General features: G+C 62.5%; 21 protein-coding genes. 6 read left to right on the top strand and 15 right to left on the bottom strand.

The features are described 5' to 3' along the window. The first annotated feature begins 1 nt into the window (after window position 1). A complete protein-coding gene (locus SINAC_RS09190; protein WP_015245406.1) occupies window positions 2–1,036 on the top strand; it encodes a dienelactone hydrolase family protein in 1,035 nt (344 codons plus the stop codon). Between the two features lie 132 nt (window positions 1,037–1,168). On the opposite strand, the gene SINAC_RS09185 is transcribed toward SINAC_RS09190, so the two are convergent. Beyond that, window positions 1,169–1,540 (bottom strand): hypothetical protein, encoded by a 372-nt coding sequence (locus SINAC_RS09185; RefSeq protein WP_015245405.1) that lies wholly within the window; start codon window positions 1,538–1,540, stop codon window positions 1,169–1,171. 460 nt (window positions 1,541–2,000) lie between these two features. On the opposite strand from SINAC_RS09185, the gene SINAC_RS41660 reads away from it, so the two are divergent. Then, window positions 2,001–2,162 carry a hypothetical protein gene (locus tag SINAC_RS41660; protein ID WP_315850073.1) on the top strand — a complete coding sequence of 54 codons (162 nt, stop codon included), beginning with the start codon at window positions 2,001–2,003 and terminating at the stop codon, window positions 2,160–2,162. A gap of 162 nt (window positions 2,163–2,324) precedes the next feature. On the opposite strand, the gene SINAC_RS09175 is transcribed toward SINAC_RS41660, so the two are convergent. Beyond that, entirely contained in the window at window positions 2,325–2,666 is a 342-nt protein-coding gene (locus SINAC_RS09175; RefSeq protein ID WP_015245404.1) for a winged helix-turn-helix transcriptional regulator, read from the bottom strand. 112 nt (window positions 2,667–2,778) lie between these two features. Here SINAC_RS09175 and SINAC_RS09170 point away from each other — a divergent pair, with 112 nt between their 5' ends. Next, window positions 2,779–3,528, top strand: coding sequence for an SDR family NAD(P)-dependent oxidoreductase (locus tag SINAC_RS09170; protein ID WP_015245403.1), 750 nt, complete (start codon window positions 2,779–2,781; stop codon window positions 3,526–3,528). 224 nt (window positions 3,529–3,752) lie between these two features. Here the strand turns inward: SINAC_RS09170 and SINAC_RS09165 are convergent, their stop codons facing one another. The 4 genes from SINAC_RS09165 to SINAC_RS09150 form a co-directional block, all read right to left on the bottom strand. Continuing rightward, window positions 3,753–4,217 carry a GyrI-like domain-containing protein gene (locus tag SINAC_RS09165; protein ID WP_015245402.1) on the bottom strand — a complete coding sequence of 155 codons (465 nt, stop codon included), beginning with the start codon at window positions 4,215–4,217 and terminating at the stop codon, window positions 3,753–3,755. 70 nt (window positions 4,218–4,287) lie between these two features. Continuing rightward, window positions 4,288–4,776, bottom strand: coding sequence for an SRPBCC family protein (locus SINAC_RS09160; protein WP_015245401.1), 489 nt, complete (start codon window positions 4,774–4,776; stop codon window positions 4,288–4,290). A gap of 12 nt (window positions 4,777–4,788) precedes the next feature. Next, entirely contained in the window at window positions 4,789–5,121 is a 333-nt protein-coding gene (locus SINAC_RS09155; RefSeq protein WP_015245400.1) for an ArsR/SmtB family transcription factor, read from the bottom strand. Between the two features lie 224 nt (window positions 5,122–5,345). Continuing rightward, on the bottom strand, window positions 5,346–5,675 hold the full coding sequence (locus SINAC_RS09150; protein ID WP_020465634.1) for a recombinase family protein: 330 nt from the start codon (window positions 5,673–5,675) through the stop codon (window positions 5,346–5,348). A gap of 475 nt (window positions 5,676–6,150) precedes the next feature. Here SINAC_RS09150 and SINAC_RS09145 point away from each other — a divergent pair, with 475 nt between their 5' ends. Next, window positions 6,151–6,624, top strand: coding sequence for a VOC family protein (locus SINAC_RS09145; protein WP_015245399.1), 474 nt, complete (start codon window positions 6,151–6,153; stop codon window positions 6,622–6,624). Here SINAC_RS09145 and SINAC_RS09140 read toward each other — a convergent pair. The 5 genes from SINAC_RS09140 to SINAC_RS09120 all read right to left on the bottom strand — a co-directional run bounded on the left by SINAC_RS09140 (window position 6,618) and on the right by SINAC_RS09120 (window position 13,839). Next, window positions 6,618–7,268, bottom strand: a complete 651-nt coding sequence (locus tag SINAC_RS09140; RefSeq protein WP_015245398.1) for a hypothetical protein — start codon at window positions 7,266–7,268, stop codon at window positions 6,618–6,620. The genes SINAC_RS09145 and SINAC_RS09140 overlap by 7 nt on opposite strands. A 79-nt stretch (window positions 7,269–7,347) precedes the next feature. Then, window positions 7,348–8,754, bottom strand: a complete 1,407-nt coding sequence (locus SINAC_RS09135) for a sigma-54-dependent transcriptional regulator (RefSeq protein ID WP_015245397.1) — start codon at window positions 8,752–8,754, stop codon at window positions 7,348–7,350. Next, a complete protein-coding gene (locus SINAC_RS09130; protein WP_237722432.1) occupies window positions 8,751–10,034 on the bottom strand; it encodes a sensor histidine kinase in 1,284 nt (427 codons plus the stop codon). Before SINAC_RS09130 ends, SINAC_RS09135 begins: the two co-directional genes overlap by 4 nt. Before the next feature lie 134 nt (window positions 10,035–10,168). After that, window positions 10,169–11,824: a hypothetical protein gene (locus tag SINAC_RS09125; protein ID WP_015245395.1), complete on the bottom strand. Its 1,656-nt coding sequence runs from the start codon at window positions 11,822–11,824 to the stop codon at window positions 10,169–10,171. 71 nt (window positions 11,825–11,895) lie between these two features. Next, window positions 11,896–13,839 carry a redoxin domain-containing protein gene (locus SINAC_RS09120; protein ID WP_015245394.1) on the bottom strand — a complete coding sequence of 648 codons (1,944 nt, stop codon included), beginning with the start codon at window positions 13,837–13,839 and terminating at the stop codon, window positions 11,896–11,898. Between the two features lie 193 nt (window positions 13,840–14,032). On the opposite strand from SINAC_RS09120, the gene SINAC_RS09115 reads away from it, so the two are divergent. Continuing rightward, on the top strand, window positions 14,033–15,724 hold the full coding sequence (locus tag SINAC_RS09115; protein ID WP_015245393.1) for a M28 family metallopeptidase: 1,692 nt from the start codon (window positions 14,033–14,035) through the stop codon (window positions 15,722–15,724). 105 nt (window positions 15,725–15,829) lie between these two features. On the opposite strand, the gene SINAC_RS09110 is transcribed toward SINAC_RS09115, so the two are convergent. After that, window positions 15,830–17,188 carry a hypothetical protein gene (locus tag SINAC_RS09110; RefSeq protein ID WP_015245392.1) on the bottom strand — a complete coding sequence of 453 codons (1,359 nt, stop codon included), beginning with the start codon at window positions 17,186–17,188 and terminating at the stop codon, window positions 15,830–15,832. 69 nt (window positions 17,189–17,257) lie between these two features. Between SINAC_RS09110 and SINAC_RS09105 the strand changes: the two genes are divergently transcribed. Next, complete coding sequence (locus tag SINAC_RS09105) at window positions 17,258–18,949, top strand: ArnT family glycosyltransferase (protein WP_015245391.1); 1,692 nt, start codon at window positions 17,258–17,260, stop codon at window positions 18,947–18,949. Window positions 18,950–18,962: 13 nt separating this feature from the next. On the opposite strand, the gene SINAC_RS09100 is transcribed toward SINAC_RS09105, so the two are convergent. The 3 genes from SINAC_RS09100 to SINAC_RS09090 form a co-directional block, all read right to left on the bottom strand. Continuing rightward, the gene (locus SINAC_RS09100; RefSeq protein WP_015245390.1) at window positions 18,963–20,123 is read right to left on the bottom strand and encodes a glycosyltransferase family 4 protein; all 1,161 of its coding nucleotides are present in this window, start codon (window positions 20,121–20,123) and stop codon (window positions 18,963–18,965) included. Window positions 20,124–20,687: 564 nt separating this feature from the next. Continuing rightward, window positions 20,688–20,900: a hypothetical protein gene (locus tag SINAC_RS09095; RefSeq protein ID WP_015245389.1), complete on the bottom strand. Its 213-nt coding sequence runs from the start codon at window positions 20,898–20,900 to the stop codon at window positions 20,688–20,690. A 156-nt stretch (window positions 20,901–21,056) separates the two neighbouring features. After that, on the bottom strand, window positions 21,057–22,007 hold the full coding sequence (locus tag SINAC_RS09090; RefSeq protein WP_015245388.1) for a DUF1559 domain-containing protein: 951 nt from the start codon (window positions 22,005–22,007) through the stop codon (window positions 21,057–21,059). Window positions 22,008–22,589 lie beyond the last annotated feature (582 nt).

The raw sequence follows: 22,589 nt of genomic DNA, 5'->3' as shown, positions 1-22,589 counted from the left end.
CATGCCTAATCCCGTTCGCCCCCCTTGGCTCGCCGAGGTCCAACAGCCGCCTGCCCTGATCCCCGAGTCGGCCGTACGACCGGCTCCGTTGTTGTTCGACGCGCAGCATCAACCGATCCCGACGATTGAAGCCTGGGAGCAGCGCCGAGCGGAACTCACCGGCCGGTGGAAGACCTTCCTGGGCACAATCGCCGCGCCTCGGGCTCGCCCCCAATTGAGCGTGCTCGAAGAGGATAAGTCCGAGGGGGTCGTCCGCCAACTGGTCCGCTACGAAGCCGAACCCGGCTTGCCCATCGAAGGCTACCTCCTACGGCCCGAAGCCCCCGACCGAGGGAGACCCGGCGCCGTGGTCCTTCACTCGACGGTGTCATACACGATCCGGCAGCCCGCCGGTCTCGAAGGACCCGTCGACAAGCAGATCGGCATGCATCTCGCCCGTCGCGGCTACGTGACCTTCTCCCCGCGCTGCTTCCTCTGGCAATACAGCCACGACAATCGCCTGATTGAGGCCGTCGATTGGCTCCATCAGCGCCATCCAGACGTGACCGGGATGGGCAAAATGCTCTTCGACGCGATCCGGGCAGTCGACATCCTCGCAGGTCAGGACGACGTCGACCCCAAGCGGATCGCCGCCATCGGCCACTCGTTAGGAGCGAAGGAGGCCCTCTACCTCGCCGCCTTCGATCCCAGGATCCGCGCTACTGTCTCGAGTGAAGGCGGGATCGGCCTCACCCATTCCAATTGGGAGGCCCCCTGGTATCTCGGCGAGGCCATCCGCCGCCCGGGCTTCCCCCTCGACAACGGGCAAGTTCTCTCTCTCATTGCTCCCCGCGCCTTCCTCCTCATCGGCGGCAACTCCGCCGATGGCGATGCGAGCTGGCCCTACATCGACGCCGTCAGACCCGTCTGGAAACTGACCGGTGCCGCCGAGGCCGTCGGACTCTTCAACCACCGCCAAGGGCACGCCTTCCCGGCCGTGGCCCAGGAACGATCGTATCAGTGGCTCGATTGGTTCCTCCGCCCTGAAATCACCTGACGGCAATCAAACGACGAATCCCAGGGTCATCGGCGGTCGATCGCCGGGCACTCAAGGCAAAGATCATCCCTCCGTCCGCATTTCGCTCCCCCCTTTCCCGTTGTTGAAGACCAAAGGGTTCTCGGAACTCGTTCACGCCCTCACCACCCCTGGGCGTGCCCAACGAAGCGAAAGGTAGAGGAAGGTTCCGAAGGCGAGACCTAAGAGCAGATGTACCGCCAAGGTCGCCAGGAAAAGGAATCCGGTGACCATGGCGACATCCGGGAAGATGTAGCCCCGCTTCAAGACCAGGACGGCGAGAATCCCCTGGCAGATTCCACCGACACCGCCGCCCGTGATCAGAGCGGATCGATCACGCCGGCAGGTCAGCGCGGCGAGCATCGCACCCAACAGCGGTCCGGTGATATAGAAGAACGCTTCTTCATGGAGCCGTACGAAGAGTCCGAGGATCAAAGCACAGAGGACTACCAGAATCATCAAGCCGAGGATCGAGATGCGAATCACTTTTGTCCTCCGTTCTCGCCACCACAGTCGCTTAACCCCTCAGTCCAAAATACACCTTTGAACCGGAGTTGGATCGAGGCCGTGCGTTGGCGACTCACCACGCTGACCACGGGAAATCGCTACCTTCCGGCATCTATTTCGAGGATCAGTTGAAAATGTGCCTGTTTTCAAAAGGGGGAGACAAGTTCGTTCGGTCGCTCTTGTCGTCCACTGGATGCAAAAGTATCAGCGCGGTGCTCATTGTTCCGGTTAAAGATTCGAAATTCTGAAGAGGAGACACGGAAGTCGGTCCAGCCGATTCCCGAAGGGTATACGACGGTCACTCCTTACCTGATCCTCAATGATACGACAAAGGCGATCGCGTTCTACTTGGAGGCGTTGGGAGCAACCGAAGCGATGTGACTGGCCGACCCGAGCGGCAAGGTCATGTGTCGATCGCGCGGTCGAGGCGGGAGCGACGTTGACAAGACCGGTGGCCAATCAATTCTACGGGGAACGCTCCGGCGGGTTTGAAGATCCGTTCGGCCATGTCTGGCACATCGTCACCCGTGTCGAAGACCTGAGCCCGGAAGAGATGCAAACGCGGTTCGAGGCCGCCATGAAGTCGGGGGCCCCTCAGTGACGTTGGAGCCAATCTTGCAGCATCGCCCCAGTGCGGGACGAGGGGGCCGGGCGCAACCCAAGCATTCGTAATTTGGCTCCGATCCGTTCGTGTCCCCTTGAACCCTTGAGGTTCGCCACCCAAAGGCCGAGCCGAAAGGACGAAGGCGCAATCACGAGCGGTTCATCCAGCCTCGGCTTTCGCTTCCTCGATGCGACGCATATGCTCCCGGCCCCAGTCACAGAGCGGTCGCAAGGCCTCCGAGAGCGAAACACCAAACAGGGTCAGCGCATACTCGACGCGTGGCGGAACCTCCTGATAGTCCTTGCGGGCGACGATCCCGTCCGCCGCCATCTCGCGGAGCTGCTGGATCAGCATCTTCTCGCTAATACCAGTCACCAGCCTCCGCAACTCGCCGAAGCGGCGGGGCCCGGGCGTCAGATGCCAGAGCACAATCGGCTTCCACTTCCCGCCAACGATGTCCAGCGCAGCCTCGAGGCCACATCCATACGCTTGTCTCCGCATCGATTTCCCCCCGATCGCCAGGCACTTACGAAAAGGTGCGTACTTGCCCCACAGAAAGCCTTCCCTAACATACTCCCCGTTCCGACCTTTCACCAGAAATGAGGGTGGTTCGATGGGGAAGCTCGACAACAAAGTCGCAGTAATCACCGGGGGCAATAGCGGCATGGGCCTGGCCACTGCCCAGAGGTTTGTCTCCGAAGGGGCTTATGTCTTTATCACAGGCCGCCGCCAGGCCGAGCTCGACAAGGCGGTCGACCTCATCGGGAAGAACGTCACCGGCGTGCAGGGCGACGTCTCCAACCTGGCCGACCTCGACAGACTCTACGCCACGGTGAAGGAGCAGAAGGGACGCGTCGACGTTTTGTTCGCCAACGCCGGGGTGGGCGAACTCGCCCCGCTCGGGTCGATCACCGAGGAACAATTCGACAAGGTCTTCAACATCAACGTCAGGGGATTACTCTTCACGGTTCAGAAGGCGCTGCCCCTGTTCCAGGACGGCGGATCGATCATCCTGAACGCCTCGATCGCCTCGATCAAGGGGATGCCGGCTTTCAGCGTCTACAGCGCCAGCAAGGCCGCCGTGCGATCGTTTGCCCGAAGCTGGACGGTCGACCTGAAAGGCCGCAAGATCCGCATCAACACCCTCAGCCCGGGCCCGATCGATACGCCGATCCTAAGCGGACTGGCTTCGACGGAGGAAGAACTCAAGCAGGTCAAGGCTGACCTCGCTGCACAGGTGCCGCTCGGACGCATGGGCACCTCCGACGAGATCGCGAACGTCGCATTGTTCCTTGCATCCGACGACAGCAGCTACGTGACGGGCATCGAACTGTTCGTCGACGGCGGGATGGCGCAGATCTGAGCGGGAGGTCGTGACGTCCACCCCGGGGATCGGGTTGGGGTTGCCGCTGTGGCGGCCACGCGCCGTCAGCAGGGGAGGAATGTCCTGGAGTACTTGACGCAGTGCTTCCAGGCCCATCTTGCGAGTAACCCCTTTCCTGCACTCCTATCTCACTCTTGCCATTGTCAACCTGTGCTGATCCGCCCGTGAGCGGCTATGTGTAACGATTATTGTTTTTCGGGCCCTTAACCGACCAACGGGCAGTTTAGCTCTGTCCGATAAGCGTTCGAATCAGTACCCGACTCCGGGCCGACGACGTATCGCTCCCACAGGTCTGCCCGCGGCGTGAGCCCATTGGCCGAGACCCAGGCGTAGAACTCGCCCCAGGCGGCCCCTAGCCCCTCGTAGGGCCCGCTGTAGACCGTCCGGGCCACCCGAGCGGCGGGAAGCAGGCCCGGCTTCACCCGCCCCGCTGCGGCCACTGGCGTGGCGACAGGCACGCAGACGTCGAAGTCGAAAGTCTCCTTGGGCCTCCGCCGGTGGTGGGTGAACCACGGCCCGTCCGGAGCGATCCCCTGGGCGGAGAGAGCGGCGTACACCTCGCGGATGCTCGGCCCCATCACCACCTGAATTTCGGCCCGGGGGACGACCAAGGGGATGAAGGCGGTCAACTGATCGGCGGTTTCCGTGATCTGCGGCGTGTCGAGCACGAGGAACTCCTTATTGGGGACGTGAGTTTCAAGCCGGAGGGGAGCGAGTCGATCCCGCTCCCCCTTCGCATCAGACCGCGGCACCTTCGAGGATCTCGTCCAGCCGCTCGTAGCCAGCGGCCATCCCTTGCTCCATCCCTGAAGCGACGGCCCCGTCGCGGGCTTCCTTCGAATCGTAGAGAAGGGTGATCGTCAGCGCCGTCCTCTCGCCCAGTTCGGCGAGGACGAGCGTCGCCAGTTGCTCTCCTCCGCCGGGGACGCACCCCATGTCGAACACCTCGGTGCGGACGCATCGTTCGGGCGGGGAGACCTCCCGGTAGACGCCGTGCATCGACATCGAGACACCCTCCGGGCCGCTCCAGGCCCAGCGGAACTTTCCGCCGACGCGGGCGTCCTCCTCGCAGACCGTCATCTCCCAGCCGGGCGGCCCGAGCACCCACCTCTTCAGCAATTCGGGCTTGGACATCGTGTCCCAGACGAGTTCGCGTGGGGCGTTGAACTCGCGGGTGATGACGATCTCGCGGTCGGTCGGCGTCGTGACCTTCATCGCATTTTGCATCGGCAGATTCCTCTAGGGTTTCTTGGGTTTTAGCTCATCCAAAAGGTTGTCGAGGCGGTCGAAGTTGGCTTCCCAGATCTTCCGGTAGCCCTCCAGCCATCCGTTGGCCTCGGCGAGCGGTTCGGCCGCTATCCGGCACGGCCGCTTCTGAGCGTTTCGGCCCCGGGTGATCAGGCCTGCTTTCTCCAACACCTTGAGGTGCTTGGAGATAGCAGGCTGGCTCAGCTTGAATGGGGCGACCAATTCATTAACCGTGGCCTCGCCCTTGGCCAGCCGGGCGAGGATCGCCCGACGGGTCGGGTCGGCCAGGGCCGCAAACGTGGAGTCGAGCGTTGCAGTTACCATCGATTCATAACCTTGCAGTTGTATAGCCAAAAGGCAATTTACCGTCGAGTCGATGGTCCGTCAATCGGTGTTGGAAGATTTGCGAGCGGTAGCCGGGGCCTGGCAGGCTGGCCCCGCCTGGGGGTCAAGCGATGTCCGGGAGATCCGTTTGCTGGCTTACCCTAAGCGTACGGTGAAGGCCGTTCTTGACACCCGGGCGGCCTGGGTACAGCACCAACTGGTCGTCAGCCGGCGGCCAGGCTGCGTCGCACCGAGGTCCGGCCGATCCCGAGCCGCCGGGCAATCTCCGAGTGACTCACCCGCTCAGCCTTGAGCCGTAGAACGTGGTCAGCCTTCAGCGATGCGGTCCGCGGCCGACCGAGGGGTCGGCCCTCCTTCCGGGCCTGGGCGATCCCGGCTCTGCCCCGCTCCCGCAAGATCTTCCGCTCGAATTCCGCGAAGACCGCAAGCATGCCGGTCATCGCCCGGCCCGTCGTAGGCGTCGGGGCAGTGACCTCGGCGCGACGGACCGGCAGGAACGCGGGCGGCGGGGTCAGGCGCTCAGCCGTCGCCACCGGGGCACCACGCCGTGCTCGCGACTTACAGAACGCCGGCGCTCCGCCTCCATTCGTCGATCAGGACGGACCATTCCGCGGCGTCCGACCGTTGCCTCGCCATGACCAATGCTCCGTGATGAGGACGAGCCCGCCCCATCATCAGCAACGATCAGGTGCCGGAAAAGACGCGGTTCACCGAACGCATATGGTAATTCTCTCCGCCATCTACCAAGGGTGACAAATCGCGGGCAAGAAGGAGTGACATTTACCGGGGAAGTTAACAGCCGTGCGTTGGCGACTCACCACGCTGACCACGGGAAATCGCTACTTCCCGGCACCCATCTTCAGGAATCAGTTGAAAATATGCGTGTTTTCAAAATGGGAGACAAGGTCGTTCGGTCGCTCTTGCCGTCCACTGGATGCGAGGGTATAAGCGCGGTGCTCATGTTCTCGTTGAAGATTCGGGTTCTCGAATTCAGAAGAGGAGACACGGATGTCGGTCCAGCCGATTCCCAAAGAGTATACGACGGTTACTCCTTACCTGATCCTCAATGATGCGGCAAAGGCGATCGCGTTCTACTTGGATGCGTTGGGAGCAACCGAAGCGATGCGACTGGCCGACCCGAGCGGCAAGGTCATGCACGCCGAGATCAGAATCAACGGTTCGCCGATCATGCTGGCTGACGAGTTTCCCGAGATGGGATTCAAAAGCCCGATGACGATTGGCGGATCACCGGTATCCCTTCATCTCTATGTTGAAGATGTCGACGCGTTTGTCGATCGCGCGGTCAAGGCGGGAGCGACGTTGACAAGACCGGTGGCCAATCAATTCTACGGGGAGCGCTCCGGCGGGTTTGAAGATCCGTTCGGCCATGTCTGGCACATCGCCACCCGTGTCGAAGACCTGAGCCCGGAAGAGATGCAAACGCGGTTCGAGGCCGCCATGAAGTCGGGGACCCCTCAGTGACGTTGGAGCCAATCTTGCAGCATCGTCCCAGTGCGGGACGGGGGGGCCGGTAGTCGACGTTCCTGCCAGTGCGCGGCGAGGGAGAGTCCGATGGCGAGGCCCGCCGCAACCACGATGAACGGATTGCGGCGCGGCTCGTGATAGACGATGCCCGCGACGAGGATGGCCAAGGCGAGCAGAAACGATCCCGACTGAATCCACCAGCAGACCTGTCGTGAACGCAACAGCCCTCGACCATGCGAGAGGCAGAGGAGCAGCAGGGATGTTGCCGACGTGGCCGCTCCCCCAACGAAAAAAAGGACCGGCCGGCCGTTGCCGAGTGGACTGGGATTGGAAGGCGTGGGCTGGCGGAGGGTCCAGACTCCCACCGCGATCAGGACGGTCGACCAGGCGCCCAGGAGTGAGGCGACTCCCACCAGCAGCCTTCGGCGATCCGAGGGGGGGGTGACTGGGTGGGAGGTCGACGGCCTGAGACTCAGGACGCGGGGCACCGGACGCCTTGTGTTGCACTTCGACACGGCCTCGATCATGGTGCAGCCGGCTTCCTCGAGGCAGTCGAGGCACCAGCCGAACACGAGCAGGCCGTCTCGTGTCCGCCCGACGGCCTGGGGAATCGCGAGACGATCGCATCGCGTGCAACGCATGGTTGTCCGGTCCTCCACTATCACCGCGATCGCGTCGGCGGATCCAACGCGGAGCGCGGCGCGGGCTCCTTACTTTCAATCAGGTGGGGCGAACACCAAAATCTTCCAACTTGCGGTAGAGCGAAGAAAGGCCCAGGCCAAGCCGGCGGGCAGCCTCCCGCTTATCGTCTTCGCATTTCTCCAGGACGCGCTGGATGTGCTGTCGTTCGTACTCCCGGAGTGCGGCGCGAAGGTCGTCTCCGTCACACGTCGTATCCGACATGTCATCAATGATGCCGGGAGCGAAGTCTTCAGGCGTAAGAATCGGCCCCTCGCTGAGGATGACCGCTCGCTCCAGGGCATTGTCGAGTTCGCGGACGTTCCCCTTCCAAGGGGCGGCCATCAGGCCACGGATGGTGTTGTTGTCCACCCCGTCGACGGGCCTCCCCAACCGTTTGGCATGCCGAGCCAACAGCACGGAGATGAGTTCGGGAATGTCTTCACGACGATCGCGGAGCGGGGGCATCGTGATGCTCACCACGTTGAGCCGGTAATAGAGATCAGCGCGGAACCGGTTCTCCGTGACCTCGATCGGGAGGTTCTTGTTGGTCGCCGCAACCACTCTCGCCTCGACTCGGACGGTTCGGGTCGCCCCGATCGGAAGCACCTCCTTGTTCTCGATCGCCCGGAGCAGTTTCGCCTGGGTGGCCGGAGGAAGCTCGCCAATCTCATCAAGGAAAACGGTCCCGTGGCCGGCCGCGACGAAGAGGCCGGCATGGTCGCGATCCGCACCGGTGAACGCCCCTCGGACGTGCCCGAAGAGCTGGTTTTCCAGCAAGTCGTGAGGGATCGCCGCACAGTTGACGGCCAGGAAGGCCGAATCGGGATCAGGGCCGAGCGTATGCAGGGCACGGGCGCACAGTTCCTTGCCGGTGCCCGACTCGCCGGTGATCAGGACGTTGCTCCGGGTGGGCCCAACCTTGCGGATGAGCGTTTTGACCGATCGCATCGCGAGGCCCTGACCGACCAGGGTTTCCAGATCGGTCGACGCATGGAGTTGCCGCCGCAGCGCCTGGTTTTCGATCAGGAGCCGGCGATAGCTCATCAAACGGTCGATCTTGACCAGCAACTCCTCAAAGATGACCGGCTTGATCAAATAGTCGTGGGCCCCGCGTTGGAAGGCTCCGACGGCGTTCTCGACCGTCGCGAACGCGGTGATCATCATCACCAGGGTGTCGGGTCGAACCTTGAGGAGCCGGTCGAGGAGGGCGAGTCCGTCGAGGCCGGGTAGTTGCACGTCACAGAGCGCCAGGTCGGGCTCGAGACGTTCGGCCAGGGCGAGCGCCGAGGGGGTGTCATTGGCAACACCAACCTCGAATCCCTCGCCTGTGAGGAACTCTTCCAGGGTCGAGGCCAGCACCTCTTCGTCATCGACGATCAGGATTCGGCCGCGACCGGCCTGGGACTGGCTCGTGGAGGGATCGTTCTTCTCTTGAGATCGAATCATGGGGCGGCACTCCTTTCAGAGCCCGCAGCAAGGAGGATCGGTTCAGCGTGCTCGGCTCGGAGTCGAACCGTAAATTTTGAGCCTCGGTCCACTTCGGATTCGAAGGACAACGAGCCCCCCATCTCCTCAAGGATCTGCCGGCAGACGAACAGGCCCAAACCGGTGCCATGCGGCTTCGTGGTGAAGAACGGCTGAAAGAGACGGCTACAGTGGTCTTCAGGAATGCCCCGCCCCTCGTCCTCGACCACCATCATGACCCACCCGTCGTCGACTTTCGCCTCCAGATGGATCCGGCCCCCCATTTCGGTGGCGTCGATGGCGTTCAAGACCAGGTTCAGAACGACCTGAGTCAGGTGGTCGCGAACCGCACGGACGGGGGAGAGGTCGCTGGCGAAATCGGTAGAGATCGCTCGTTGCTTGGTACGCTGATAGTACTTGGCGATCCCCAGCGCCTCCTCGACCACCTCAGCCGGTCTGACCCGCGCCAGCGCGGTCGACGCGGGCCTGGAGAAGTCAACCAGCTCGCGAATCGTCCGCTGGATCCGCCCGAGCTGCTGGGCCGCCAGCCCAAGCTTTTCCGCCGTATAGGGGTCGGGGCCTCGTCTCTGGAGCATTTGGACCAGCGAGCTGAGTGCCGCCAACGGGTTGCCGACCTCATGGGCGATGCCTGCCGCCAGGAGGCCGAAGGCGGCCATCTTCTCATGCTGGATCTCTCTCGCCTGCGAGGCCCGCAGCGCGGCGGTACGCTCCGCCACCCGGCGTTCGAGATCGACGCGATGGCTTTCCAACTCGGCGTTGAGATGCTCGAGGCGCGCTCCGGTCTGTTTCAGGATCGAGGCGAGTGAGGCGCTCGCCCAGGTCGCCCAGGCCATGATCGCCAGGGTGAGCGGCCAATCCGACGTCTCCCCCGGCTTGATTCCCAGTTCCACGGCCAACGCCAGAAGGCTCAAGCAGTGAATACCGAGGGTCAGCCAGGCGGTCGTCGGTCGATATCGAATGGCACAGCAGATCAGGGAGAGCAGGTAGTACCAGCGGAACGGGCTGGTCAGCCCCGTGTCGTGATAGCAGAGCAAGGCGATAAAGATCGACTCCATCAGCGACACGAAGAGCGGCCATCGTTTGAGGAAAACCTCATCCATCCGGTAAAAAGCCAGATCGAGCGCAGCATAGCCGGCCCCAAGAGCCAGGAAGGCGCGGACCGCCGACGGGTTGTGAAGCCCCGTCCTGGTCTGAACCAGGACGTACCCCATCACGATCCCGAACCAGCGGATCTTGACCACGATCGACTCGGTGGCAAGACCCCATCTCAGTCGTTCTCTCGGTGTCGCAAACATCGCGCTCAGCCGTCAAGATTGTCGCGCCAGGGAGTCACATCGCCGGCCACTCGCCGGGGCCCAAGCTCTTCCTCAAAGGATTATAGCCGGTCGTCGTATTTTGAACCTCGGTGGTCGATGACATCACCGAGAGAGAACCAGCCGGAACGGTCGCCTTGAGTCACAATCGCGGGGACCTTGCGGCGGAAGACGCGAAACGTGTCCACGTCGGCGAGCTTCTCATAGTCCCGCAAAAATTCGGCGAACCGCGGGTCGAGAGAATAGTAAGCCAGGTAGTCAAAGTGCCGGCCGTTGAAGGCCGGCATCTTCTCGTTGACGTCGACAACGAGCAGCGTGGGCCGATCCCTCAGAAGGTCGCTCACAACCATCTCAAACAAAAACCGCTCGGTTCGCCCCATACCCGTTAGCGGCCGGATCGCAAGAGACTGAGCGGATTGTAAGCCAGCGGGATAGAGGTTGGGCAAAAACCAGAGACAGGGATGCCCCACCTCCCAGCGCACCTGACCGTAATTCACTAACGGGAACGAGGCCGCCACAGCGGGCGAGAACGTGTAGAGACTGCCGGAACGCGCATTGGCCCTCACGAGCCGGATCATCCGCCCGTGAGTCGTATCCGACTTGCCCGGGCATCCCCGCCAGTGCAACGACTCGCGAACCTGAGCGGCCGAGGCATTGAGGACCATCATGGCCAGACTGCACTTCATCACGAGGGCCGAACACCTCGGGAGCCGGCCACTGGAACCAGGCGATCCCAATGAGAGGAGCCCGATGAGCATCAGCGCCGTCGCCAAGGGCGGGTAAAAGTGATAGCTGAAGCCCTTGTCTTGCAGGAACGCGATTCCCAGCAGGATCAGGTTCGCGATCAGGAACAGTTGGCAGCATCTGCGGTGTTCCTCCCGGGGGCGGAGCGCCAGGAACCCCAACAGCGCGACCATCGTGAACTGCGTTGCCTGCTCGCTCATCAGAGACAAGAACGAGGCCCGGCTGCATGCGGCGTAGACGGGCATGGTCCACCTGAGCCAGCTCGGATATTCCGGGGTGAAGACCAGGATCGCGACCCCGTAAGCGAGCCCAGTCATCGCGACCGCAATCGCCTCCGGCCGGAGCCACACCCTCGCGCTCCTGAGCGTCCACGCGAGGTAAGTCTCGATCGCGATCCAGAGCAAGACGAAATGGGGCTTGAGCGAAATGCCGACTCCGGCGATGAGGCCCACCAGGCAAGGCATTCCCAAGCCCAAAGGACTTCCCTTCACCCGCACTGAAGCCAGGAGAAGATAAGGAAAGAACAAGATGAGCATGAGATGCTCACGCTGCCCGAAGTCGTACCCCGCCAGGGGCAGGAAAGCGATGATCGCCAGGATGAGGATCACCCGTCGCGTGGCGGGGGAGTCGGGATGGGACCGACTCAACGCCCATCGCGACATGAGAAGAGACCCTGCCAGCAGGCCAAGCATGAGGATCCGAAACGTCAGGATTTCCGAGATTTCCAGGTGCCGAGCGGTCAGGACCGGGACAAAATTGAGCCAGACGATCAACGGTGGGTTGATCTCCATCACCTCGACGTAGAGCTTGCGTCCCCCCAGAACGGACTCGGCCGCACAGAGAAACCACCCCACGTCATGATTCAGGAGACCGAGGAACACGGGTAAGGCCGCGAGGCTGAACCCGAAAACCCAGGGGAAGACGGACAGGGCACGACGAGCCAGAGATTTGCCGGGCACGGTCTCTTCTGACATCCGAAATCCTCTGGGGCAAGCGGGGTACGTCGGCTTCCAGTCGTCCGTTGCCAGTGCAAAGGAGAGAGAGCTTACGCTCCCCGTTCGCCTTCTTCGAAAACCGTGTCCATCGTCTCAGCCGGCGCCCGTCCCGGAATCGCAGAGGGAAGCTTCGCCCGGTTTCGACGCCTCCGCATCATGAATGCCCAGGCCGCGCAAGCGAGGAGCGAGACCGGCACCGAGGATCGCGTTGCAGCCTGAGTGAGGACCTCGACTCGCGTCGGAGGTCGGGTCAGATCCTGGGCGGCGAGGGCGATGTCATAGTAACCGTTGAACATCTCCTCCCAACTCTGCTGCCCCGCGAGAACCGTGGCGTTCGGGTCGGGGTTGGCGGGATTGTCGGCCGAGTTATCGTAGTGCGCAATGCACTGAAGGGTGGTTCCGGCCGGTAATCGCTTCGGTTCCGCCAGTTCGTAGCGGTTCTGCCAGTTGAAATCGTAGCGGGGAACGTCGAGCAACGTTTCCAAGCGTCCATCGGGAAAGATCGCCTGATAACGGAACGATTTGCCTCGAAGGTGCATGTGGGGGAACATGGCGAGGAGGAGCACGTCGCTTTCAAATCGGCGGGTCTGCTCGACCCTGTGGTTCGCCTCATGAGGGGGAATCCGAAGGTCCAGGTCGAACATCAAGTTCGTGGCAACTTCCTTGCGCACCGAGGCCCGGTCGGCAAACAGAAGTCCAATGCTCGTCCGGTCCACCTGGACGGTCCCGACCGGGGCGTAATGGATGACGAACACGAGCCGCCATCCCGCCGGGATCCGCTTGGCCATCCCCGTCGGTAGAACTACCGGCGGCGAGCCTGGCGTGGAGGTGGCCAGACAATAGGATCCCAACTCCCCCGGACTATGTGCTTCGCCTCGGCTCCCCGGCGCCCTGAGGAAGACGTTGCAGTGATGGACCACCTTGCGGTTTCCCGGCCGGATCTCCATCCCTCGGATCCAACGATCCTCACGGAAGCCGGGATCCACCTCGAATCTTTGATACTCGACCACCCCCTGCGCGGGGACAGTGAACGACTCGGGCATCGAGACCACGAGGTCGGGTTCGGGAATTCGCCAGCCGGTCAAATGCTCGGCCGCCATCTTCGGGGCGTCGGCGGAATCCCCCTCGGCGCAGCCGCCTTCCGCCCAGCCGATGAGGACTTTTTTCTCACGATCCGTCAGGCGGATATCATTGGCGAACTTGCCGTACCGTGGGTCCGCATGCCAGGGGGGCATCCGATCCGACTCGACGGCTTCGACAATCGCCCCGGCTCGACTGGCCGCTCCTCGATAGGTCGTGAGCGAAAAGGGGCCGATCTGCCCCGGGCGATGGCAGGAAACACAGCGCCGATCCAGGAGCGGCGCGACGTCTCGGCTGTACGTCACCTCCGCCTCCTTCCGCGCAGGAGTGGGGCGGTCAATCGGACAGCCCACCGCCTTGGTCTCGGGCCGACGGACCTCACGCCCTTCCAGGAGGTCTTCGAGAGCGGCGACCAGGTCGTGGCTCCGCGCTTCGTCCCGCCTCGAGCCAACCGCGTAGCGGTCGTCGATTCGCCCTCGATAGCGGATCCGCCGCTGGTCGTCGAGCACGACGACCTCAGGGGTTCGCGTGGCGCCGAGCTGAGCGACAACCTCGCCTCGATCCCTCAGGAGCGGAAATTTGACCTCATGCTCCGCTACGAAACGGGCGAGGTCCGCCGGGTCGTCATGACTGTCGGTGGACACGCCGAGGAATGTGACACCTCGCGGCTCGAACCGATCAGCCAGGTCGGCCAGCGGCGTCGCATAGAGCTCCGCGACCGGGCACTTCGCGCGAAGGAAGACGACGCACACGAGACGGCGGCTCGACCAATCGCTCAGGTGGCGAACACCCCCTTTCTCGTCGTCCAACGCGAAGTCGGCAACCGACGATCCGACAGGCGGCTTCGCAGGCCCCGGGGGGTCGACGATCCCACCAGCGAGGGCCGCCAAGGTGAGGAGAAAGAGTGTGGGCATTGACGCTGCTCAAGACCTTGAGACCGCACGGGTGAGGCGCTCTCGATCCACCCTGCGAGAAGTCTAGGACATGGGGAACGAAGCCGACTGGGGAATCGCTCCCCGGGCCGGACTTCCGTATCATGGGAAATCCGGTCGACATCCAAACGACGCGAGCAGCCGGCCCGTTCCGGCTCATCCTCAAGGAATCGTGATGAGATCCATGACCCGTTGGCGCGGAGGACTTGCGGTTTGGCTGTCTCTGGTGACAGCAGCCACTGCGGCTGACCCCACCAAGAACCCGGCGGTCGAAAACGTCACGGCCGCCGACTTGCTCAGCCACATCCAGATCCTGGCTTCGGATGAGTTCGAGGGGCGAGCGCCAGGGACGCCGGGCGAGGAGCGGACGGTCAAATACCTGACCGACCAGTTTCAAAAACTGGGACTGAAACCCGGCAACCCCGATGGAACTTTTCTTCAGGAAGTGCCACTTGTTGGGTTTCAGGCGAGCGCCGTCTCAGGCGCGTTCCGAGTCGGAGCACGATCGATCGACCTGAAATATCCGGACGACTGGGTCGCCGTCTCGCGCCGCATGGCCCAGGAGGTCAAGATTGAAAACTCCGACGTCGTCTTCGTCGGCTACGGGGTGGTCGCACCGGAATATGGCTGGGACGACTACAAAGACGTCGACGTCCGTGGCAAGACGATCGTCATGCTGGTGAACGACCCGGCCGTCCCCGACCCCAAAGATCCCACCCAGCTCGACCCCGCGCTGTTCAAGGGGAAGGCGATGACCTACTACGGACGCTGGACGTACAAGTACGAGATCGCTTCGGAAAAAGGAGCGGCGGCGGCCCTGCTCGTCCATGAGACCGGGCCGGCCGGCTATCCCTACTCCGTGGTCGTCGGGAGTTGGGGACGTGAAAACTTCGACATTCGCCAGGCCGTCGAAGACAAGGGACGCGTGGCCGTCGAAGCCTGGATCGGCCTCGAACCGGCCAAACAGCTCTTCGCTGCAAGTGGTCAAGACTTCGACGCCCTCAAAAAAGCAGCGCTTTCGAAGGACTTCCGGCCTGTTCCTTTGAACGCCAAAGCACGCCTTTCGGTCAAGAGCACCATGCGCGAGGTCAAGTCGCGCAACGTGGTCGCCCGACTCGAGGGTTCAGACCCGGAGCGGAAGAAGGAACAGATCATCTACACGGCCCATTGGGACCACCTCGGGCGCGACGATTCATTACCCGGCGACAAGATCTTCAACGGAGCGGCCGACAATGCCTCGGGAGTGGCCGCCTTGCTCGAGATCGCCAAGGCATTCGCAAAGCTCCAGCCCCCTCCCAAGCGGTCGATCTTGTTCCTGGCTCTGACCGCCGAAGAGCAAGGGCTGCTCGGCGCGAAATACTATGCCGAGCACCCGCTCTATCCGCTCGCGGAAACGCTGGCCGACATCAACATGGATGTGATTAACCTCTGGGGGCCGACGCACGACATCACCAGCGTCGGTCTTGGCCAGTCAACCCTCGACGATCTCCTCCGTGAGGTCGCCCAGGTCCAGGGACGCGTCGTCATCCCGGACGCGGAACCCGAGAAAGGCCTCTTCTATCGGTCGGATCATTTCGAGTTCGCCAAGCAAGGCGTCCCCGCCTTGAACGTCAAGGCAGGCGTCAGCTACGTGGGCAAACCCGAAGACTTCGGCCGGCTCAAACGCGAGGAATACACCCAGAACGACTACCACAAGGTCAGCGATCAGGTGAAGCCGGACTGGGACCTCACCGGCGCGGTCGAGGACCTGAAACTCTTGTGGGAGGTCGGTCATCGCCTCGCCGAGGGCGACCGCTTCCCCGAATGGACGCCGAGCTCCGAGTTTCGCGAGCGCCGCGAGGCGATGCTCAAGAAGTACCGCCCCTGAGCCTCGGAACCGGGAACAAGGCCCTCCCTTGAATGAATGCCCAGGAGCGGTGAGGAAGATCAGCAGCGGCTGGGGTCTCGACTTCGCGACCCCGGTCATCACCGGCTACCTGCGATAGCTACTCCAGGGGTAGAGAACCCCTTTTTGAAGCAACCGCAGTGAAGAGTCCGTCGCGATCCGCTGTTCAATTCGACTCCAGGGGTCGCGCATGCCGGCCACTCCGTAGAGGCCGCCAACCACCATGAGGATGACGAAGACGACCCATGCGATCCTGCTTCTCAACCGAGCGGCGCCGGCCACGGCGAAGAAGTAACAGGCTGGGGTAATCGCAAGCAGGTGCCGAGTCCCGAACGATTGCCCCGCGTAGTCGGTCCGCCGAACGCCCCAGACGTAGTAGCCGACGAGGACAGCGACCATTCCACCGACGACCAACCCGGCAGGTCGGAGCGGGTCTTCCCGTCGCGCAATCGCCGCGACGAGGCCGAACGCCGCGAACGCGAGAACAGGCGTTACCGTGATCCAGCCTTGCGGTCCAAACAGCAACTCCAGGCCGAACCGCCAGCGAGGGCCCGTCTCCTTCCAGACTCCGGCCGTCGCCCAGTAAGAGCCGGGATAATCGAACGCCTCGGGATACATCTCGACCGGCAAGGGAGTTCCGGTCACCATCGGCTGAAGTACGCAATGAAAGAGCAACGGAACAGAGGCTCCCGCCAGGAACGACCAGGGAAGCGTGCGGGCGCGGAGCGTCTGCCAGACGCCAAGCGCCACCAGCAAGACTCCCCCAGCAGGGAGGTCGACGGTCGCCGTCAGCCCGGCGAGAAAACCGGCCAACCCTCGGCGTAGCCGTGAACGCCTGGCCTGAGGATCCTCGAGCATCGTCAGGGCAATCGCTCCGGTGACGAGCCCCGCCGCGACGCTGTGGTTATTGAAGGTGACCCCGTACGACAGCAGGAGTGAGCCGAACCCGAAACCGAGGGTCAGGAGGTCGGCGACCTTGGGCGAGACGGGAATCGCCTGGAGGAGCTGACGAAGCCAGACCAAGGTCAAGGCCGACATCACCCCCACGATACTGACCACCAGGACCCAGTTGGCGATCACGAACTCCGACATCGAGCCGCTGAAACGCATTCCCGCCTGATAGACGAGGGCGTAGACGGCCGCACCGATCGCAGACAGGACCGGAGGCTTGTCGGAGTAGAGATGGCGCCCGAACCGGACCAGGTCCGGAGAGCCGCTGGCAGCCCGCAACGGCGACGACTCCACCGCCAAAGTCCCGCGTTCCACGATCCCTTCGATCGTCATGTACCGCGAGGAGACGTTCCCGCTGATCTTGGGCGTGAATGAGAGAGGAACCAGGGCGAGCAGATAGACCGCGGCGAGCAGCCAAGGCCGAGCGGGGTGGACGCGCCTCACAACGGGCGAGACCCATCGCGGCGGATTCAGGTTCCGGATACACTTTTCCATGACGACCCCTCGAGATGTCGAGGCACTCTCGACGTCCGATCTTAACACGGCGAAACCAGCACCGACACCGTGACTGACTTCAAACCGGCCAGCCCCCCGCGATGGTCCCTGCTCGTCCTCGCGGGCCTTCTGATCTTCGACGTCTGGCTCCGTGCTCATACCTTCGGTCCGACGCTCCGTGATCGATTCGGGCTCGATCTCTGGCCCGTTTCCGGAGCCGAGGCCGAGCCGCTCGACTGCGACGAGGCGGCCTACGCCTACATCGGCCGGCGCATCGACCAAGGCGCGGTGATGTATCGCGACCTGACCGAGAACAAGCCCCCCGGTGGCTACTGGCTCTATGCCACCGCCCTGGCGATCGGCGGGTCTCACGAGTTGACGGTTCGGATGATGCCAATCCCGATCATCCTGGCCACGATCATGTTGGTCTGGTGGCTTGGCCTCAGACTTCGAGGACCAGGGGCAGCCTGTCTGGCAGCCTTCCTTTACGCCGTCGTCAGTACCGATCCCTACCTCTATGGCAACGGCGCGAACTTCGAGCACGCGATTAACCTGTTCGCCATCGCCTCGGTGGCGGCCCTCATCGCGGCCATCGATCGCGGCAGCCGCCGCTTGCTTTTTGCCTCGGGCGTTTGCCTGGGGATCGCCTGTCTATTCAAGCAGATTGTGGTCCTTCACGGTCCTCTGTTTGCGATTGGCCTGCTCTGTCAGGCTCGACCGTTCCGCGACCGCGTGAAGGACGTAATCACCCTGGCGGTTGGGTTCGTTTTGATCTGGGGATTGGCCGCTCTGATCCTGGTGCTCCAGGGAGCAGGCACGTCAGCCTACGAGGACATTTTCCAATACGGCCGCGCTCTGGCCACCGACACCCCGGCCGAGCCCAACGCGCCCCCGTTCTGGATGCGCTGGGTGACCGGCAATGCCGATCCGTCGGGTCATCTGCCCCCTCCGTTTGGAAAGACCGACTACCTCGTCTGGTGGGGAGCGGGAAGCTGGCCGTTCTGGCTCGCGGGCATCCCCTCGGTCATGGCGTTGGGGATCGTCCGAACTTCGACGATGGCCAGACGGCTGATCGCGGCCTGGACGATCTCGGCCTGGATCCAGGTTGCGCTTCCCGGCCTCTTCTGGCAGCACTATTACCTGCTTCCCCTACCTGGCCTGGCGGTCGCGGTGGCGGTTCACCTCGCCGATTCCGTGTCGCGTATGATGGCGGGAGGGGTCCGTGCCGTCCTTTGGGCGGCCTGGGTCCTCTTGCTCAGCCTGGCCCTGGTCTGGACGGTCCGAATCCAGGTGCGCGACTACTTGATGACTCCCCCCGAGATGCTAACCGTCAAGTTTAAAGGGGGCGGACAATGGGTTGTGCTCCGAGACCTCGGCCGAGACCTCGCGACGCGTTCCACACTGTGGACCGACACCCCTCAACTCTACATCTGGGGCTGGCAGAGTCCGCTCTTCTTCTACTCCGGGCTCGATGGCACCTCGCGCCACTTCTTCGTCGACAACCTTCTCAAAGCGTACGCGAATTCCGATCACCCCCTGATCCGGCCTCGGATCGACCGAATCATGAGGGACCTCCATGCTCATCCCCCTGCCCTGATCTTTGTGGGCTACCCCCCCTTCCCCGCGTTGCAGTCCTTCCTCCGTGAGCGCTACCTCCCTTCGCACCTCGTGGGGAACGAAATGCAAGGCTACCCGCTCTGGGTGGAGCGGGCAAAATACCGTGCATTCGAAACGTTCCAAACGCCGGCACGGCCTCGTTGAGCGCTCTCGATATTTACGAGGCCAGTACGGGTGAGAGATCCTGGGGTGTCGTTTCGCTGATGATCTTCTCATAGCGTTGGCGGAGCAGATCCATGACGGCGTCCCAGCTCTTTCCTACCGCAAAGCCGCGTGCCGATTGCGCAAGCCGTTCCCGGAGCGCGGTATCGTCGACCAGCTTGATCAGAGTCTCGGCAAATTGTTCCGGGGGTTGGTCGGGGTCGAGCAGGAAGCCATTGACCCCTGGCTGGACGATGTTCCCCACCCCCCCTGCCCTGAGCGCCACGACCGGCAAGCCCGAGGCCATCGCTTCGAGGATCACGTTGCCGAAGGTTTCGGTCAGGCTGGAGAAGGCGAAGACGTCGGCGGCCGCGTAGTGATCGGCCAGGTCGTCGCCACTCCGATATCCGACGAAGCGAGCTTGCCCACCGATTTTTGATTCGAGGTCGGCCCGCGCGGGGCCATCCCCCACGAGCAGAAACCGCGCCTTGGGGCGAACGGCAGCCACCCGTTCGAAGGCATCGATCAGGTAGGCAACGTTCTTCTCGACGGCCATCCGGCTCACGTAGCCGATCACCACGTCATCCGGCTCAAATCCCAGGTCGGCCCTGATTCGCGCTCGCCCCGGACGATCGGGGCGGAACAGGTGGCTATCAACGCCACGTGGCCAGAGCACCAATCGTTCAAACCCGCGTTTTTCCAGGTCGACGATCGTCGTCAGTGAGGGGGTGTAGGTTTCCAGCGTCCGATTGTGGAACCAGCGCAGGTAGCGCCAGATCGTCCCTTTGGCCCAGCCGACACGGTAGTGGTTGCTGTACTGGTCGAAGTTGGTGTGAAAGCTGGAAACCACCGGAATCTTGCGCCGCTTGGCCAAACCGAGCAGACTCAACCCCAAGGTCGCCTCGGTGGCGATGTGGATCAGGTCGGGGCGAAACTCGTCAATGCGCCGGTGGATCCTCCCGAACGGCGGCAGCGGCAGGCGGAGTTCCTTGTAGAACGGCAGTGGCCAGGACCGGACCAGGAGGGCCCCCTGCTCCTTCGGTTCCACGCCGTAGTCGGGATGAACGAGCTGAACCTCGTCGCCCGCCTCGGTGAGGTATCGGACAAGCTGCCCGAGCGTGCGTGAAACGCCGTTGACTTGGGGATAGTAGGTCTCGGTGACGACAGTCACTCGCATGGATCACTCACTCATGACGAGCGGAATTCCACAAAGGACGCCAAAAAAGGAGGCCGAGCTCTACCCTATTCCCGACATTGCCTCTCGTCCCGTCGGCCTCCTTTACGAGCAAGTGTGCTGCATTTTACGGAATTTCCAAGTCCGAACGCGAGTCCAAGAGTTTTGAATCTTGACGGCCTGGCACGAAACTTGGAACGGCATCGTACGATCATTATAAAACGACGAATCGGCCCTGAGCCACCCGGGTGCAAGGAAGGAGGTGGATCAGGGCCGAAGGTCACTCAACACAGTCATCGTACGGGAAGACTCTCCCCCAAGGGGGTCTCCTCCACGTTCTGCTTCCTGGACGAGTGATTTATTCGAGGGTCAGCCCGAACACCTCGACCAGGCGTTTGCAGAGGTCAGCCAGCGAATCGGCTCCCCAAGCGATGCTTTGAAGAAATGCGAGGAGTCGGCCGATCTTTTGGTGCTCATAAAAGCAATAAGCTTGTCCCGCCCGAAAGGAAGGGCGGTAACGGCAATGACAAAGAGATCGGCGGCAGGCGCGATGGGGAGGGAACGGGATCAAGGTCCGGCGCGGCGGTCGCCCACTTTCGGGAATGAGGCCGGCTTCGGCTTCACTTTATCGGCCGGCGAATCGACCTTCGGAAACGGCTTCGAGGCCAGGGCCGGGTCGGGGGTCAGGTCGGGCTCCTTGCTGCCACAACCCGCGATTAAAGCGAGAGCGAGAGCTTGACCGCCCACCGCGGCGCGACACCAGGTCGTGCGCGTCATCATCGTTTCCTCTCCAAACGAACTCGTTGATTCCAGAAATCGACCACAAGCGGCGCAGGTCGAAACTCCGCCCGTGGTTTCCAAATCGACGAGGGCCGCCGTGCGGACAACACGACGGCCCGTTCGTCCCGACCAGCTCCAAAACGGCGTGGGGCCGGATCAGAGCGAGCTGGCGTCGATCACCTCGCCGCCGCTCATCGTGCCAAGGGCCCGCCAGGTCTGCGCCGAGATGGTGTCCTTGTAGAACTTGACCGAGCCGTCGCCCATCGCCGCATTCACACCGCCCGAGTGGAAGCTCCTCGCCGCGTTGAACGACACAGCGGGGCTTTTCGAGCTAGAGTCAACGCAGGGTGGGTTGGTCTGATTCGGATAGAGGCAGTAGCCCTGCATCCAGTCGGGTGTCAGCTTCGAGTTGGGCGTCGAGTAGACGTTAAAATAAAAGCAGTTGTGGTCATCATTGTAGATGTCACCTCGGTGATCGGAATTATTCCCGTTATTCGCTCCAACGACGACTTCCGACAGCAGCAGGGTGTTGCTGGTGCCGTCGATCATGTCGCGAAGGCCGGCCGACTTGTTCAAGCTGAACGGGGCATTCAGGTAGGACACATTGACCTGCCCCGAAATGTTATACGGTCCGGCGAAGGGGTTGCTCGCCCGGTCCTGGTCGAAATGCGTGTTCCCCCAGTTCACCATGTAGTCGGCCTTGGCGCGGGGGTATTGGGAGGAAGGCTCCTCCAAAGCCGCGCTGTTGACGTCAGAGGGGCAGTCAAACACGTTGACTGCGGTCCGAATCACCGTCGTGTTCTGGGGCTGGTAGAAGTCGGTGGTGAAGTTGATCGAGTTGAAGAGGGGGGTCTGCTCGATGTTGGCGAAGATGCTGAACGCCCAGGTTCGCCTCGGCCCGCTCTGGCGGCCGATGGGGAGCGAGCCGTTGACGTCGTGATAGTTGTGCATCCCGAGCGCGAGCTGCTTGAGATTGTTGACGCACTGAGACCGCCTTGCAGCCTCGCGTGCGGCCTGCACGGCCGGTAAAAGCAATGCGATTAGGACGGCAATGATCGCAATCACCACCAGAAGCTCGATGAGCGTAAAACCGCGACGACGACTCATGGTTACATCCCCTTCCGTACTCTTGATTAGCAAATGAGGGCGTAGGAACACATCGGGGCTACCAGGAGACCCCGTCCGATTGACAGTTCCGTTTCCCGCATGCGGAGCATCTGACGACGCCGATAGAATCCGAAAGAGATCGGAGCTTCCGCACATTTTTCTGAGTCGTGAAACTCGGGTTCGCTACGCCGGATTATGAGGGGGGGATGGTCAAAGCATACCAATCTAACCCTAGTGTGACGATAGCAGGCGTTTCAGAAATTCCCCGATTGGGGACTCGCTCACTGGAAATGGATGCGAGCTATCGGCCCAACGAACGACCACTTTCTACGGTTCGTTCGTCCGGCCTACCTAACCGATCCGTTTCGGCCGTGATCCGCCGCATTTCCTCTGAACCGTGGCCCATGGGGGCTGGGTTTCGACTGGGCATCTCAGCAATGATTCCGCGTCCCCAAGATTTTGGGAGTCTTTTGCGTGAACGGAGTGCGAATCGGTTTGGGGATCGCCTCTTGCCGGGCCGTTCGGGACTTGGCAAACTCGCCCCGGACGATCTGACTTTGGTCCACTGGTTGAGCCCTCGTC

Origin of the sequence: Singulisphaera acidiphila DSM 18658 (genome assembly GCF_000242455.2) — a bacterium.
Taxonomy (GTDB): domain Bacteria; phylum Planctomycetota; class Planctomycetia; order Isosphaerales; family Isosphaeraceae; genus Singulisphaera; species Singulisphaera acidiphila.
The sequence above is the reverse complement of the archived record's forward strand: the minus strand, read 5'-3'. Positions and strand labels throughout refer to the sequence as shown.